The organism is Mongoliimonas terrestris (assembly GCF_001927285.1).
In the GTDB taxonomy this organism is placed as follows: Bacteria; Pseudomonadota; Alphaproteobacteria; order Rhizobiales; family Pleomorphomonadaceae; genus Chthonobacter; species Chthonobacter terrestris.
Window position 1 is genome coordinate 128516 of sequence record NZ_MSIG01000001.1, and the last position, 14708, is coordinate 143223.

A 14708-nucleotide genomic window follows, 5' to 3' on the forward strand; every position below is an offset into this window, starting at 1 on the left:
GTCAGCGCGGCCGGGCGAGCAGGACGTCGATCTTGCCGAGAAGCCGGGGAAGGTCCACCGGCTTGGTGTCGAAGTCGTCGCAGCCCGCGTCGAGGGCGCGCTCGCGCTCGCCGAGCATCGCGTGAGCGGTGAGGGCGATGATCGGCAGGGTCCGGCCGTCCGGCGTCGCCCGGATCCGGCGCGTCGCCTCCCAGCCGTCGATCCCCGGCAGGCTGAGGTCCATCAGCACCAGGTCCGGCCTTTCCGCGGCGGTTCTGGTCACCGCCTCCAGGCCGTCGACCGCCATGGTCACCACGTGGCCGGCCCGGGTCAGGCGGCGGGACAGCATGTCCCGGTTGAGGTCGTTGTCTTCCACGAGCAGGATCGACGCCATCATCGCCTCCCCGGTTCGCCCGCGCCCTGCGCCGGGCCCGAGATCCAGTTGATGGCCCGGGTGATGTCGAGCTGCGGATCGCCCCGCTTCGTCACCACGCCCTGGGCCGCCGCGCCGAGCCGGGCGCGGTCGCTGTCCGTCAGGTCGCGCGCGGTGACGACGACCACCGGAACCGACCGCCAGTCGGGGTTGAGGCGCATCCGTTCCAGGAACTCGAACCCGTTCATCTCCGGCATGGATAGGTCCAGCACCACCACGTCCGGGGTCGGATGGGCCGCCAGGCGTTCGAGCGCCTCATGGCCGTTACCCGCCGCCTGCACGACCATGCCGAGGGCCTCGGCCTGGCGCAGCATCAGCGTGCGCGCCGCCGCGTCGTCCTCCACGATGAGGATCCGCAGCTGGTCCGACCCGTGGGTTGCCGCGATGGTGCGTTGGACGGCTTCGATCAGGTCGTCCCGGTCGAGCGGCTTGGTCAGCATGGCGGCCGCCCCGAGCGAGAAGGCGAGGGACTTCTCGTCGGTGATGGACACGATCACGACCGGAATGGCGGCAAGGTCCGGATCCTTCTTCAGCGCGACCAGCACCGACCAGCCATCCACGTGCGGCATCATGATGTCGAGCGTGATGGCGTCCGGACGGTGTTCGCGGGCAAGGTCCAGCGCTTCGGCGCCGGATCCGGCATAGAGCGGCGCGTATCCCGCCCGAACGAGGTGGCTCCCGATGATGTGGCGGGTCTGCGCGTCGTCGTCGACCACCAGCACCTTCTGGCCGCCCGTTCGCCCGGGCGGCGGTTCGGAAGCCGAGAGGTCCGGCGCTTCCGGCTGCGAGGCCGGCGGGGCGGCGGGGCGGGCGCCCACCGCCGGCAGGGTCAGCAGGAAGGTGGAGCCGACGCCGGGTGAACTCGTGGCGGTCAGGTCGCCGCCGAGCGTGCGGGCGAAGCTGCGGCTGATCGCAAGCCCCAGCCCGGTGCCGCCGAACCGGCGGGTGGTGGAGCTGTCGGCTTGGGAGAAGGCCTGGAACAGGCGACCCAACTGCTCCTCGGTCATGCCCATCCCGGTGTCGGCGATCCAGATCGACAGGGTGTGGTCGCCTCCCTTGCCGGTGATGCCGGCGGTCAGGGTGATCGTGCCGTCCTCGGTGAACTTGGCGGCATTGCTGACGAGGTTGAGCACGATCTGCTTCAGCTTGGTGTAGTCGGTCTCGATGGTGCCCATGTCGTCGGGCATGTCGATCCGGAACCGGTTCCGGTTCTTGGCCGCCAGCGGCAGCACCAGCGTCTCCACGTCCCTGACGAGGGCGCGGACATCGACCGGCTCCAGGAAGACGTCCATCCGACCGGCCTCGATCTTGGAAAGGTCCAGGATGTCGTTGATCACCCGCAGAAGGTGCTGACCCGCCCCCTCGATCCGCTTCAGGTCCGGCACCAGGTCGGTCTGACCGGCATCTTCGGCGTCCTGCAGCAGGAGCTGGCTGTAGCCGATGATCGCGTTGAGAGGGGTGCGCAGTTCATGGCTCATGTTGGCGAGGAACTCGGACTTCACCTGGGTGGCCCGAATGGCGGCCTCCCGCGCGTCCTCCAGTTCGATCTCGCGGCGGCGCGTCTCCGTCACGTCGGTGTAGACGGCCACGATGCCGCCTTCCCGGGTGCGCCGCTCCTGGACCTCCACCCATCGGCCGTTGGGAAAGAGCTCCAACAGGCTCTCCGGCCGGCCGCGGCGCTCCAGGCGGCCGTCGATCCAGGCCCGCCTCTCCTCGTCCGAGAGGCCCCGGACATCCGCCGCGGCGTTGAGGATGGCCCGGAACGGAACCCCCGGCTCCAGCACGGCTGCCAGCGCGGGCTGCAGGGCCCGGTAGTTGGAGTTGATCAGTTGCAGGCGTTCCTGAGCGTCGTAGAGCGCGAAGCCCTGGTTGATGCTCTCGATGGCATCGAGCAGCCGGTGCTGCTGGTCTTCCGCCTCCCGCGCAAGCCGCGCCCGTTCCCGCATGCTCTCCGACAAGAGCACCAGGGCGTCCCGGACCCTGCCGAGTTCGTCCCGGGAGCGCGGCGGCAGCACCACGTCGCCCGCCCCGACCGAAATGTCGCCGATGGCGGTGACCAGCCGGTTCAGCGGCTTGAGGATGGAGCCAAGGATGAGGAAGGTCAGAAGGCCGCCCGTGACCACGGCGACACCCGTGACGATCTGCGAAACCTCCGTGCCGTCGCTGAACTCGGTGAGGACGTCGAGGCGCGCCTCGGCCGCCTCGGCCTTCAAGGCGGTCTCCAAGGCGGAGATGGACGCGCGGGCCGCCACGCCGTGGGTGCGCGCCTCCGCGAAAAGGGCATTGCCGACGACGCGCTTGTCCTCCGTGTAGGCCTCCACCGCCTGCATGGCCGTGTCGTCGAACCGGACCACGCCGTCCCGGATCGCTTCGGCCTCGTCGGGCCGATCTCGGGCCAGTTCTTCGATGCCGTCGTCGAACCGCGCGCGGGCATCCTCGCCCTTCGCTTCCGACAAGGTGAGGAGGCTGACCGCAAGGTCCACCCGCCAGTAGCGCAGATCGTCGAAGGCCGTCCGCACACGGCTGACCACGTCGAGGAGCGCGGCGGTGCGCTCCGCCTCGGCGGTCGTCGCGGACGCCCGGTCGAGGGTGATGCGCAGGTAGGCGCTCGTGCCGGCCATGGCGAGGAGAAGAAGCGCCGAAAGGACGATGAGCCGGAACGCGATCGACGTGCGCCCGAGGAGCCCGAAGATGCCGGTGAGCATCGGTCAGTTCCGCGGTTCGAAGAGCGTGATGCTGATCACGCCGGCAAGGTCGTTCTCCGCCGCGCCTTCGCGCGGGTAGCCGGTGATGTCGATCGATCCCTTGGGCCCGCCGTGGCAGGAGAGACATGATGCTGCGTAATACTCCGGCACCGCCATGCGGAACGTCGGACCTTCGGCGCCGGTGGCCGTCTCGAAGAAGGGCGCGCCGCGCGTCCAGGCCGGGTCGGCGAAGCGGTCGGCGATCACGGCGGTCTCCCACGGGTCGGGGCGGGACTTCCGGTTGCGCACCAGCGGCAGGGGTGCCGTCACCCGCATCGTCGCCTCGCCGGCGACCGACTGGGTGAAGGCTTCGCTGACAAGTCGGGCGAAGGTTGCCGGAATGAAGCCCTTGAAGCCGACCCCTTCCTGGTTGATGGACGGCTGCACCTCGTCCATCACCCGGCGGATGGCGTCGATCTCCGCGGTGATCAGCTTGCCGAGCCGGGACTGTGGATCATAGGACGTCGGGTTCTCGCCGGTCTTCGTCTCGTAGGCGACGATCGCCTCCGCCACGACCCGATCGGCCGTCAGCTTCTTGTCGGCGATGGTCGGGTCGTTGATCGTCTCCTGGTTCCGCGAGATCACCGAACGTGCCGACTGCAGCATGGTGGCGAGGCGCGTGGCGATCACATCGGGCTCCGCCTCGGCCGCACGGGCGGACGGCGCGAGGGAGAGCGCCGCGCCGAGGCCGAAAAGGCCGAGCGCGCCGGCCAGGAGCACCATGGGCAGTCGCTGCGTCCGAAACCGCCGGGCGACGTCTCGTCCTCGGATCATGATCCTGCCCCTCCCCCGGCGTCCTTGTCGTCGGCCACAGGCCGCTCACGGACGCTTCGGTTTGCGACAGCATCATATGCATTATTCCGACCATGTTGAGCAGGCCCAGCGCGCGCAACACGGACGAGCTGATGCCATGGGTTTTCAGGCACGCCGCGGCAACAAAGGCCGAGGTGGACCGCCCACCCATCGCATCGCTGCAAACGAGGCAGGCAGCCCTCGCCGAAACTGCTCATGCCTTAGGCAGGCTGTGCCTCGGGGGCGCCTGGATGCCGCATGTCGCCCTCCGCAACCCCGGAGAGCACGTCCCCTGGTCGCTGGTACCGGCTCACCGGGACGCGTCCCCGCGGGCGTGGGCGACATGGTCCCAGACCCGCGAGATGACGACCGATCCCTCGCCCACGGCCGAGGCCACGCGCTTGATCGAGCCCGTCCGCACGTCGCCCACCGCAAAGATGCCGGGGCAGGACGTTGCATGGCCACCGTCGGTCAGGACGAACCCCTTGGCGTCCAGATCGACGAGACCCGCCAGCCAACCGGTGTTGGGTGCCGCACCGACCATGATGAACAGGCCCGCCGCCGGCAGCTGCCGTTCGCCGTCGGCGTCGCGCAGCGTGACGGCCTCCAGCGTGTTCTTGCCGTGCAGCGCGGTCACCTCGGCGCCGAAATGCACGGTGATGGCGTCGTTCCGGCGAATGCGCTCGATCAGGTAGTCCGACATGGATGCCGCCAGCGAGGCGCCTCGCACCACGAGGTGCACGCGCTCGGCCTTGCGGCTGAGGAACATCGCCGCCTGGCCGGCCGAATTGCCGCCGCCGATCACCACCGCCGCCCGCCCCTGCACATGCCGCGCCTCGAGCTCGGTGGCCGCATAGGACACGCCCGCGCCCTCGAAGTCCTCCAGCCGCGCGAGCGGCAGGCGGCGGTACTGCACCCCTGTCGCCACCACGACCGCGGTCGCCCGGACCCTCACCCCGTCGTCGAGGGTCAGGTCGAAGCCGTTGGCCTGTCGCGCCACCCCCGTCACCCGCCGGGGAACGGCAAAGCGGGTGCCGAACTTCAGCGCCTGGATCTCGCCCCGGGCGCAGAGATCGGCACCCGAGATGCCGGTCGGAAAGCCCATGTAGTTTTCGATCCGCGACGACGTCGCCGCCTGTCCGCCGACCGCGAGCTCGTCCACCACCAGGGCCCGCAATCCCTCGGCGCCCGCGTAGACGGCCGATGCAAGCCCCGCCGGGCCGGCGCCGACGATCACCACGTCGAAGGCGGCCCCCTCCTCCACCGCCAGGTCCAGGCCGAGGCGCCGGGCGAGGGCCTGAGGGGTCGGATCCGTCAACACGGTCCGTTCGCCGAGAATGACGGCCCCGCCGCTGGCCGGGATGCCGCACCGCCCCGCAAGGGCCAGCGCCTCGAAACTGCCGAGGGCATGGCTGCGGAAGGGAATGCGGTTCTGGGTGGCGAAGGCCTCGATCCGGCGCACGGCCCGGTCGACCTCGGCGCCGATCAGCGTCAGCCCCGCCTGCCCGCTTTCGATCAGGCGACGGCGGCGGGCGGCGAAGACCGTGATGACGATGTCGCTCATCTCGGGAATGTCGGCCATCGCCTGCAGCATCGCCGCGCGCGGCACGCGGATCGCGGTCAGAGGCGTGTCCGCCCGGTTCGTCAGCTGCGCCGTCCCGCCGGTGAGGAAACTCATCTCGCCGGTGAACTGGGTCGGCCCCAGGGTGGCGTTGCCATAGCGCTTGCCGGACACCTCGTCCCAGGCCGCGGCCTCGCCCTCGAGGATATAGAAGAAGGCCTCGTTGGCGGCGCCGAAGGCCACCAGGGTGTCACCTTGCGCGAACTGGACGATGTCGCCGATCGAGCGCAGATGGGCCACGTGGGCCTCCGAAAGAGGCGTGCGCACGTAGGTGCTGAGGTCGACTGCGGACCGTTCCATGAGGCGACTCCTTTCTGCCATGCGCAAGCGGGGCACCGCGAGACGAAAGGGAAGCTAGCACGACGATCGGGGAATGCCATGACGGCGCGAGCGCGGGCGCCTTTCCGGCGGCGCCACCGGACACCCTGACGGAGCATGGCAGACCCAAGGCGCAAGACCTCTTCGCCGCTCGGCCCCTTGCCGGCCGTCAGCGGCCCGTCGCCCGCTTCAGGATCTCGGAAAGCGCCTCGACCGAATACGGCTTGTGCAGGAGTTCGAAGCCATGGCGGCCCTCCTCGGCCAGCACATGGCTGTACCCGGACGTCAAGATCACCGGCAGACCCGGATAGCGGCGCCGGATCTCCTCCCCAAGTTCCACACCGCCCATCCCGGGCATGACCACATCGGAGAACACCACATCGAAGTCGTTCCTGCTTTTGATGTGGTCGAGTGCATCGCTTGCACTGGTCGCCCAAGTGGTGACGTAGCCGAGATCTTCCAGGATCTGCGTGGAGAATCGCCCCACGTCGATGTTGTCCTCCACCACGAGCACCCTCCGCCCCCGTCCGTCGGTCGGCGGTCCCGCGACCTTGCCGGGGCGCGGATCAGGGCTTTCCGTGGTGTCCTCGACCTGCGGAAGAAAGATGGTGAAGGTCGCCCCCTGTCCGGGCTCGCTTTCAACCGAGACGTCGCCGCCCGTCTGCTTGACGAACCCATAGACCTGCGAAAGGCCGAGACCGGTTCCCTTGCCGACTTCCTTGGTCGTGTAGAACGGCTCGAAGATCTGCGTGAGCTTGTCGGGCGTGATCCCCGCGCCGGTGTCGGCGAGGGAGACTGCCACGAACGGTCCCCGGCCGCCGGCGTGGCCCCGCAACGGCGGGAGTTCGGGGATCCGGCGCACGGTCACCGTCAGCTTGCCCTCGCCGTTCATGGCGTCGCGCGCATTCACCGCCATGTTGACCAGCGCCGTCTCGAACTGGCTGACGTCCGCCTTGGCGAAGCAATCCCGCGTCTCCACCACCACCCGTATGGTGATCCGCGAGCCCACGACGGTCTGCAGCATCTCCGTCACGGCACCCACCCGTTCGGGAACGTTGAACACCTCCGGTTTCAAGGCCTGCCTGCGGGCGAACGCGAGAAGCTGTCCGGTCAGTTTCGCCGCCCGGTCGACCGTTTCGGAGATCGCGTTCGTGTACCGCTGCCGACGCTCTTCGGCGAGGTTCGGGCGCTGCAGGAAATCCGTCGAACTCTTGATGATGGTGAGGAGGTTGTTGAAGTCGTGCGCCACGCCCCCCGTCAGCTGTCCGACCGCTTCGAGCTTCTGGGACTGGCGCAAGGCCTCCTGCGCGGCGGCGAGTTCCGTCTCCCGTTCCTTCACCGCGCTGAGGTCGCGTCCGACGGCGATGAAGTTGATGCCTTCAGCTTCGGGCGCGACGGTCCACTCGATCGGGATCCAACGCCCGTCGAGGCTCGCGATGCGGTTCTCGAACCGGGTCGGCTGACCGGTTTCGTTCATCTGGGACAAGGCCGCCAGGGTGGGGACCATGTCGTCCGGATGCATGAAGGTGGCATAGGGGCGCGCCAGCAGTTCCGCTTCGCTCCAGCCGAGGATTCGCGTCCAAGCAGGGCTGACGGCCGACATCATTCCGTTGTAGTCGGCGCGCGCCAGCATGTCCTCGGACAAGGTCCAGAGGCGGTCGAGTTCGGCTCTTCGTTCCGCAAGCTCGGCCGCCTGCTCCTTCTCCACGGACACATCGCGCCCGCTGCAGTAGAACTCCTCGCCCTCGGGGACGGCGACCCAGGAAATCCAGCGGTAGGCTCCGTCCTTGCTCCGGTAGCGGTTCTCGAACCGCAGCACGGGTTCGCCCTCGCTCAGCCTGCGGAGCGCCGCGCGGGTGGGTTCGACATCGTCCGGGTGGAGGAGGTCCAGGATGGTCGTGCGTGCAATCTCTTCCTGCGTCCAACCCAGCGTATGCTCCCAGGCCGGGTTCGCGCTTGTGAAGCGTCCCGAGGCGTCCGCGACGCCGAGGAGGTCCGGACTCACCTGCCAGGTGCGGCCGCGCTGCCGCGTCCGTTCGGCCACCTGGCGTTCCAGGTCGGCGTTGAGGGCACGAAGGCGCGCTTCGCTCTCGCGGAGCGCGAGCTCGGCCTGCCGGCGCCCGGTGAAATCCCGGAACACCACCGCCACCTGCCGACGGTTCGGGGGTTCGACCCGGAACGCGGCAAGCTCCAGGTAGCGCCGGGTGGCGACGAGTTCCCGTTCGAAGCGGGTGGGTTCGCCGGTCTCCAGAACGCGGCGGTAGAGCTCGACCCAGCTTCCTGCCTCGTCAGGCACCATGTCGCGCACCTTCTGCCCGACGACGTTGGGGATCCCCGCATGGATCGCGTAGGCGGGATTGGCCTCCACGTGGACATAGTCGCTCAGCGGCCCATGCGGCCCGTCGATGAACTCGATGATGCAGAAGCCTTCGTCGATGTTCTCAAAGAGGGTGCGATACCGCGCTTCGCTCTCGCGCAGAGCCTCCAGCTGTCCCCGCGCCTCGTACTGCCGCCGGCGGGCGCGGAGCGCCGTCCCGGCCAGGCTGACGAGTGTCGTCGGATGAAACGGCCGCTCCAGGAACGACGCGTTTCCCAGCACGTCGAGATAGCGCTTGGCGGCCGGGTTGTTCTCGATGCCACCCCCGCGCCGCGTCAGGACGATGAACGCGAAGTCCGACCAGGGGGGCTGCCCGGCCAGCCAGCGGGACAGGGACTTCAGATCGGCCGACCGCAGGATCTCCTCGGTCACCAGCGCGAAACCGCTGCCGCGCTCGATCTCCTGGACCAAGCCGGCCAGATCGGGACAGATCTCGGCGAAGATGCCGGCGGTCCGGAGGATCTGGGCGGCGAGGGAGGCATCCCGGCCGTGTGGCGCCAGAACGAGAGCCCGCTCCGAAAGAAGGCGGTGTGTGTCGCTCATCGTCAGCGACCGTCGAGCAGCTGTTTCCGATCCGCATCGACGAGCACGGGCGTGCCACGCAGGATGCCCTGGAAGCCATTCAAGGCCTCCCCGACAGCGATGCCGCTGCCGCCGATCTGGATTTCCCGGATGGTGTTCTCGTGCGTCCCGAACCGTTTCTTCATGATCGAAACCGCTCTGCGCACCTGTCCGAAGGCCTCGAAATACCGCAGCAGGATCACCGTGTCGGCCAGATAGGTCACATCGACGGACGATCTCATGTCGTCGATCAGGCCATGTTGGGCCAGCGTCAGGAAGGTCGAGGCACCTTGCCGGTTCAGGTACTGCAACAGCTCGTGGACGTGGAGAATCAGGAAGCTCTCGTCCGGCATCGACGCCTGATAGCCGTTCAGACCGTCGATGACGACCGTCCTCACGGCATTGTTTCCGATCATCGCCCGCACCCGGTAGGCGAACTCGCCGGGGGACAACTCGGCGGCGTCGACCTGCTCGACGAGGATCCGCCCGGCCGCACGCAGCGCGTCGAGATCGATGCCCAGCAGTTTGGCCCGATCGACCAGGAGCCCGAGCTCCTCGTCGAAGATGAAGAGGGCCGCCTTCTCCCCCCGGGCCGCTGCCGCGGCGGCGAACTGCACGGCCAGCAGGGACTTGCCGACCCCGGCCGGCCCCATGATCAGCGTGCTGGAGCCCTGTTCGAAGCCACCGCCCAGGAGCTGATCGAGTGCGTCGATCCCGCTCGTCATCACGCGGCGCACAAAGCTCGTCTTGTGCTCGCCGGAGACCAGGCGGGGAAAGACCTGCACCCCACCCCGGGCGATGATGAAATCGTGGAAGCCGCCCCGGAAGGACTGGCCGCGGTATTTGATCACCCGCAGGCGCCGCCGCTCGGCGCCATAGTTGGGCGTTATCCCCTCGAGCCGGATCACGCCATGCGCCAGGCTGTGGACGGTCTTGTCGTTGGAGTCGGTGGTCAGATCGTCCAGCATGAGAACTGTGGCGCCCTGCTGGGCGAAGTAGTGCTTCATGGCCAGGATCTGCCGACGGTAGCGCAAGGAGCTTTGCGCCAGGAGCCGGATTTCGGAAAGACTGTCGATGACGATCCGGACCGGCTTGCTCTGCTCGATCGCGTCGAACACGGCCTTTGTGGTTTCGCCGAGTTCAAGATCCGACGAGTAGAGCAGGCTTTGCTGGTGCGACTCGTCGAGAAGGTTTTCCGGCGGCACCAGTTCGAACACCTTGATGCCCCCATCGACGGTCCAGCCATGCGAGGCGGCCCCTTCGCGCAGCTCCCGCTCGGTCTCCGACATGGTGATGTAGAGGCCTGGCTCTCCAACCTTTGCGCCTTCCAGCAGGAACTGGAGCGCGATGGTGGTCTTGCCGGTGCCGGGGCTTCCCTCCAGAAGATAGACATGCCCGGGAGACAAGCCCCCGACGAGGACATCGTCCAGCCCTGCCACACCGGTACGCGCCTTGGAGAAGGACTGAACCGCGCCGACCATGATGGCTCCAATCTCCGTCTGGGCGGCGACTGAGAGACTGTCCGGCCGCACCAACGAATGCTGTTGCCCTTCTGACAGCCTGACGATGTCATCCGCGTTGATCTGTCCAGAACAGGAGCAGGTTCGGCTCTGTTCATGGTCAAGGTATCGCCGTGCCTGAAAACCCCGAGAGCACACTTGCGGTTCCCCACCATCGTCTGGCGGAGAACGGCGACCCGTCCCGCAGCATTTGGTGCGGACCGCGCGAAAGCCAAGCGCGGCGGTGGACCGCGGGGCGGCCGACCCTCCCTCCGGCGTCGCTGGAGACGGACGGCGTCGCCGTGGCCCCCGCCTCCGCGTCGAGCGGACGTCGTCGGCCCGCCCGTGCCGGCGCCCCTCCGTCACCCGTCCCGGAAGGTGCCGACCTGGGACAGGCCTTCCAGCCAGGTGGCTCCGTCCTGGCGGATGACCTGAAGCGGGTCGATGCCGGTCTCCTCGGCGATCGCCTTGGCAAGAATCGGCGAATGGGTCACGACCCACACCTGGCTGCGTTCGGCGGCGCGGGCGATGGCGCGGGCGAGAGCCGGCAGGAGATCCGGATGCAGGCTGGCTTCCGGCTCGTTGAGGGCGATGAAGGGCGGCGGCCGATAGGCGAGGAGCGCGCCGAGGAGCGCCATGAACTGCAAGGTGCCGTCGGAGAGTTCCGACGGGCCGAAAGGCCTTCGCGGCACGTCCGCGAAGGTCAGCGCGAAGGACGCGTCCTTTTCCGGCCGTGGGATCGAAAGCCGGGCGCCCGGGAAGGCGAGGTCGACGGCCGCATCGAGATCGACCGTGTCGCCCCGGATGTGCTTCAGCGTCGCCAGAACCGCGCCGAGGTTGGCGCCGTCCGCGTCCAGCATCGGTGCGGTGACGGCCAGCGACGGGCGGCGCAGCGGCGAGCCGTGGTCGGTGCGAAAACCGTGGTAGAAGCGCCAGCTCGAAAGCAGATGCCGGACGGCGTCGAGTTCGGGCAAGGTGCCGCGGATGGCCGACAGAGCCGTCTCGCTGGCCAGAAGCGGCTGCTCCAGTCGCCGTCTCTGCCCGGTCTCGTCACGGTACCAGGCCGCAGGCCCTTTGCGCTCCATGAGGGTGACGCCGCGGCGTCCCGAAAGGGTCAGGCTCTCCGCCTTGATCTGCGGCTCTTCGGCAAAGACGGCCTCGAAGGCGCTGTCGCCGAAGCCGATCTCCACCGCATAGCGCGGCTGAAAGGCGGCGTTCTCGGCGGCCGGCAGGATGGTTTCGAGCGCGACCTCGAAGCGGAGTCGCGGCAGGTCGGTCTTGCGGCGCTGGCCGGCCCACAGAACCGACGCAAGGCCGCCTTCCCGCGCGATCGCCATCGTCAGATCGCCGGTCGCGGCGCCTTGGACAAGTTCCAGCGCGCGATAGAGGTTCGTCTTGCCCACCCCGTTTCCGCCGACGAGCACCGTGAGGCGCCTCAGCGGAAATCGGATCGAGCGGATGGACCGGTAGCCGGCGATGTCGAGATCGGTGAGCGACATGGGGCCAATCTGCCACAGCGCCGTTTCGCGATCGACTGGGACCGGGCTCTTCGCACCAGGCCGGGCGCCGGCCGGTCGTCGGCCACCATGGGCAGGCGGGCCCGTGTCCTTGCGCCAAGGGCCGCACCGGCCGTCCCATCGCCGTCGACCACGGCGACGTGGTCGCGCGTCCGGAACGGATCTGTCTCCACGGTTGCCTCCATCGCGGGTCCGCCGTCGGACTGTGACGGCGTTGCATTCCGCGCCTTCCGACCTGACGGACGCGTCAGGTCGACGGCCGCAATCGGCCGCTTGCCGGTCGGAGAGGGCCGACCCGCGGCAAGCGTCACCGCCCGCGAGAAAAGCTCGACGGCCGGGCCGCGATGTGCCGTCCGCTGTCGGCTTGGCAGCCGTCCGTTCGTCCTTGCGGGGTCGGCGGCATGCGGCCGTCGCCGGGTCGAGCATGGCGGCCGGCCGCAGGCCGCGGCCTTCCGCTTTCGCCGCCTGTTCTTCCCCTGTTCGTCCAAGGAGACCGCCATGACCCAGCCGAAGACCACCCTCTGCCTCTGGTACGACCACGACGCCGAGGCCGCCGCCCGCTTCTACGCGGCGACCTTCCCGGACAGCGCGGTCCAGGCGGTGTTCCGGGCGCCCAGCGACTATCCCTCCGGGAAGGCGGGCGATGTTTTGACCGTCCAGTTCACGGTGCTCGGCCTTCCTTGCATCGGCCTCAACGGTGGGCCGACATTCCCCCAGTCCGAGGCCTTTTCCTTCCAGATCGCCACGGACGACCAGGAGGAGACCGATCGCTACTGGAACGCGATCGTCGGCAACGGCGGCAAGGAGAGCGCTTGCGGCTGGTGCAAGGACCGCTGGGGCGTCTCGTGGCAGATCACCCCGCGGGTGCTGACCGACGCGCTGGCGGCCGGCGGCGAGGAGGCGAGGCGCGCCTTCGACGCCATGATGCGAATGGGCAAGATCGACGTCGCCGCGATCGAGGCCGCGCGGCGCGGCTGACGCCGCGGGTGAAGACGCGTGCGGCCCGGCGCCCTCAGTCGCCGAGGCTCACGCCCTCCCGGCGCGGGTCGGACCCTCCGGTGAGCCCGTCCGGCGACACCGCGATGACCTGCAGGCCGGAGGTGAGGTCCTTTTCCTCCGTCTTGTAGCCGAGGGCGGCAAGGTCGTCCGCAAGGGCGGTCGCCGCCGTGCCCTTCTCCAGTTCGTAGGTGCCGAAGCGGTTGACGAGGTGCGGCGCCGCGACCACCGCCTGGACGTCGAGGCCCCAGTCCAGGTGCCCGACGATCGCCTGGACCACATAGGGGATGATGGCACTGCCCCCTGGCGACCCCACCACCATGCGGGGCTTGCCGTTCTCCAAGACGATCGTCGGCGCCATGGACGAACGCGGCCGCTTGCCGGGCTCCACCCGGTTGGCGACCGGGATCCCGTTCTTGTGGCTGCTGAAGGAGAAGTCGGTCAACTGGTTGTTCAACAGGAACCCGCGCACCATCAGGCGCGCGCCGAAGCCGTTCTCGATGCTCGTGGTGAGGGCGAGCGCGTTGCCGTAGGGGTCGACGATGGAGACGTGGCTGGTGGAGGGCCGCTCGGGCGCGTCGCCGTCGGCGAAATGCAGCGCGTGATCCCACGTCGGCGCGCCGGCGGGCGTCTCGGCGAGCGCTTTGTCGGTCTTCAGGCGCGCGGCGCGGTCCGCCAGATAGGCCCGGTCCGTGAGCCCCCCGAGCGGCAGGGGCACGAAGTCGACGTCCGCCACATAGCGCTCCCGGTCCGCGAAGGCGAGCCGGGTGGCGTCGCCGATCAGCCGCCACGACACCGGATCGTCCGGACCGAGACCGGCGAGATCGAACCCTTCCAGCATCCCGAGGATCTGCCCGACCGCGATGCCGCCGGAGGACGGCGGGCCCATGCCGCAGACCTCCACCTGGCGATAGGGCACGCAGACGGCCGGCCGTTCGACCACCCGATAGGCGGCGAGATCGTCGAGAGAGAGCCGCCCCGGGGTCTTGGCGCCCCGCACCGCGGCCACCAGGTCGAGCGCGATCGGCCCCTCGTAGAAGGCCTCCGCGCCGTCCCGTGCCAGGGCTTCCAGGGTCTGCGCGTAGGCCGGGTTGGCGAGGATGGCCCCGGCCTGCAGCGGCTTGCCGCCGGGCAGGAAGTAGGCGGCCGTTTCCGGGGAGGACGCGAGCCGTCCGGCATCGTCGGCGACGAGACCGGCAAGGCGCGGCGACACGGCGAAGCCGTCCCGCGCCGTCCGGATCGCCGGCGCGAGCAGGTCCGGGAAGGGCAGCCGGCCCCAGCGCCGATGCGCGTCCGCCAGAAGCCGCGGCGTTCCCGGCACGCCGACCGACAAGCCTCCGACGACCGCGTCGAAGAAGGCCAGAGGCTCTCCCGCGTCGGTCTGGAACAGGGTCGGCGTTGCCGCCCGCGGCGCCGTCTCACGGGCGTCCAGCGTGACGACGCGGTTCCCGGCCGCCTCGAAATAGACCAGGAAGGCGCCGCCGCCGAGGCCGGACGACTGGGGCTCCACAAGGCCGAGCATGGCCTGGACGGCGATCATCGCGTCGACCGCCGTGCCGCCCTTGGCGAGGGCGTCGGCGCCCGCGCGGGCCGCCAGAGGATTGGCGGCCGACACCATCCAGGTCCTCGCCTCGGCGGGCGCGACCGGCGCGCGCACGGCGACCGGGGCTTCGGGCGCCTGCGCGTCCGCCGCCTGCTGGGCGCGAAGGAGCGTCGGCTGGAGGAGGACTGCGACCACGACGGCCAAGGCTGAGAGCTTCATCCGCCGACCTCCGATCCGGAAACCGCGCCAGAGTAGCCCTGCGCGGGGCGGTGGACCAGGGGGGCGATCCACCGGGGCGGCGCGGACGATGCGCACCCGCAGGACGGAC

The 14708-nt window shown here is 69.3% G+C and carries 9 protein-coding genes; 1 reads left to right on the forward strand and 8 read right to left on the reverse strand.

The genetic code is table 11. The annotated features are described in order from the left end of the window. Position 1: 1 nt before the first annotated feature. The 7 genes from BUQ68_RS00510 to BUQ68_RS00540 all read right to left on the reverse strand — a co-directional run bounded on the left by BUQ68_RS00510 (position 2) and on the right by BUQ68_RS00540 (position 11823). Complete coding sequence (locus BUQ68_RS00510) at positions 2–373, reverse strand: response regulator (RefSeq protein WP_075213980.1); 372 nt, start codon at positions 371–373, stop codon at positions 2–4. Further along, positions 373–3117, reverse strand: coding sequence for a response regulator (locus BUQ68_RS00515; RefSeq protein WP_075213981.1), 2745 nt, complete (start codon positions 3115–3117; stop codon positions 373–375). Before BUQ68_RS00515 ends, BUQ68_RS00510 begins: the two co-directional genes overlap by 1 nt. 3 nt (positions 3118–3120) lie before the next feature. Then, positions 3121–3879, reverse strand: coding sequence for a Tll0287-like domain-containing protein (locus tag BUQ68_RS00520; RefSeq protein WP_075213982.1), 759 nt, complete (start codon positions 3877–3879; stop codon positions 3121–3123). A gap of 379 nt (positions 3880–4258) precedes the next feature. Then, positions 4259–5869, reverse strand: a complete 1611-nt coding sequence (locus tag BUQ68_RS00525) for an FAD-dependent oxidoreductase (RefSeq protein WP_075213983.1) — start codon at positions 5867–5869, stop codon at positions 4259–4261. Between the two features lie 187 nt (positions 5870–6056). Next, complete coding sequence (locus BUQ68_RS00530; protein WP_175577700.1) at positions 6057–8675, reverse strand: PAS domain S-box protein; 2619 nt, start codon at positions 8673–8675, stop codon at positions 6057–6059. Positions 8676–8809: 134 nt separating this feature from the next. Next, positions 8810–10306 carry an ATPase domain-containing protein gene (locus BUQ68_RS00535; protein ID WP_075213985.1) on the reverse strand — a complete coding sequence of 499 codons (1497 nt, stop codon included), beginning with the start codon at positions 10304–10306 and terminating at the stop codon, positions 8810–8812. A 380-nt stretch (positions 10307–10686) separates the two neighbouring features. Continuing rightward, positions 10687–11823 carry an AAA family ATPase gene (locus BUQ68_RS00540; protein WP_075213986.1) on the reverse strand — a complete coding sequence of 379 codons (1137 nt, stop codon included), beginning with the start codon at positions 11821–11823 and terminating at the stop codon, positions 10687–10689. A 516-nt stretch (positions 11824–12339) separates the two neighbouring features. Here BUQ68_RS00540 and BUQ68_RS00545 point away from each other — a divergent pair. Continuing rightward, complete coding sequence (locus BUQ68_RS00545; protein ID WP_075213987.1) at positions 12340–12819, forward strand: VOC family protein; 480 nt, start codon at positions 12340–12342, stop codon at positions 12817–12819. Positions 12820–12853: 34 nt separating this feature from the next. Here BUQ68_RS00545 and ggt read toward each other — a convergent pair whose 3' ends face one another. Continuing rightward, positions 12854–14599, reverse strand: coding sequence for a gamma-glutamyltransferase (gene ggt, locus BUQ68_RS00550; RefSeq protein WP_075213988.1), 1746 nt, complete (start codon positions 14597–14599; stop codon positions 12854–12856). Between the last annotated feature and the right edge of the window lie 109 nt (positions 14600–14708).

Excerpts from the sequence above, each read along its gene's own strand:
- BUQ68_RS00510 (WP_075213980.1), bottom strand. The coding sequence starts at position 373 with ATGGCGTCGATCCTGCTCGTGGAAGACAACGACCTCAACCGGGACATG.
- BUQ68_RS00515 (WP_075213981.1), bottom strand. The coding sequence starts at position 3,117 with ATGCTCACCGGCATCTTCGGGCTCCTCGGGCGCACGTCGATCGCGTTC.
- BUQ68_RS00520 (WP_075213982.1), bottom strand. The coding sequence starts at position 3,879 with ATGGTGCTCCTGGCCGGCGCGCTCGGCCTTTTCGGCCTCGGCGCGGCG.
- BUQ68_RS00525 (WP_075213983.1), bottom strand. The coding sequence starts at position 5,869 with ATGGAACGGTCCGCAGTCGACCTCAGCACCTACGTGCGCACGCCTCTT.
- BUQ68_RS00535 (WP_075213985.1), bottom strand. The coding sequence starts at position 10,306 with ATGGTCGGCGCGGTTCAGTCCTTCTCCAAGGCGCGTACCGGTGTGGCA.
- BUQ68_RS00540 (WP_075213986.1), bottom strand. The coding sequence starts at position 11,823 with ATGTCGCTCACCGATCTCGACATCGCCGGCTACCGGTCCATCCGCTCG.
- BUQ68_RS00545 (WP_075213987.1), top strand. The coding sequence starts at position 12,340 with ATGACCCAGCCGAAGACCACCCTCTGCCTCTGGTACGACCACGACGCC.
- ggt (WP_075213988.1), bottom strand. The coding sequence starts at position 14,599 with ATGAAGCTCTCAGCCTTGGCCGTCGTGGTCGCAGTCCTCCTCCAGCCG.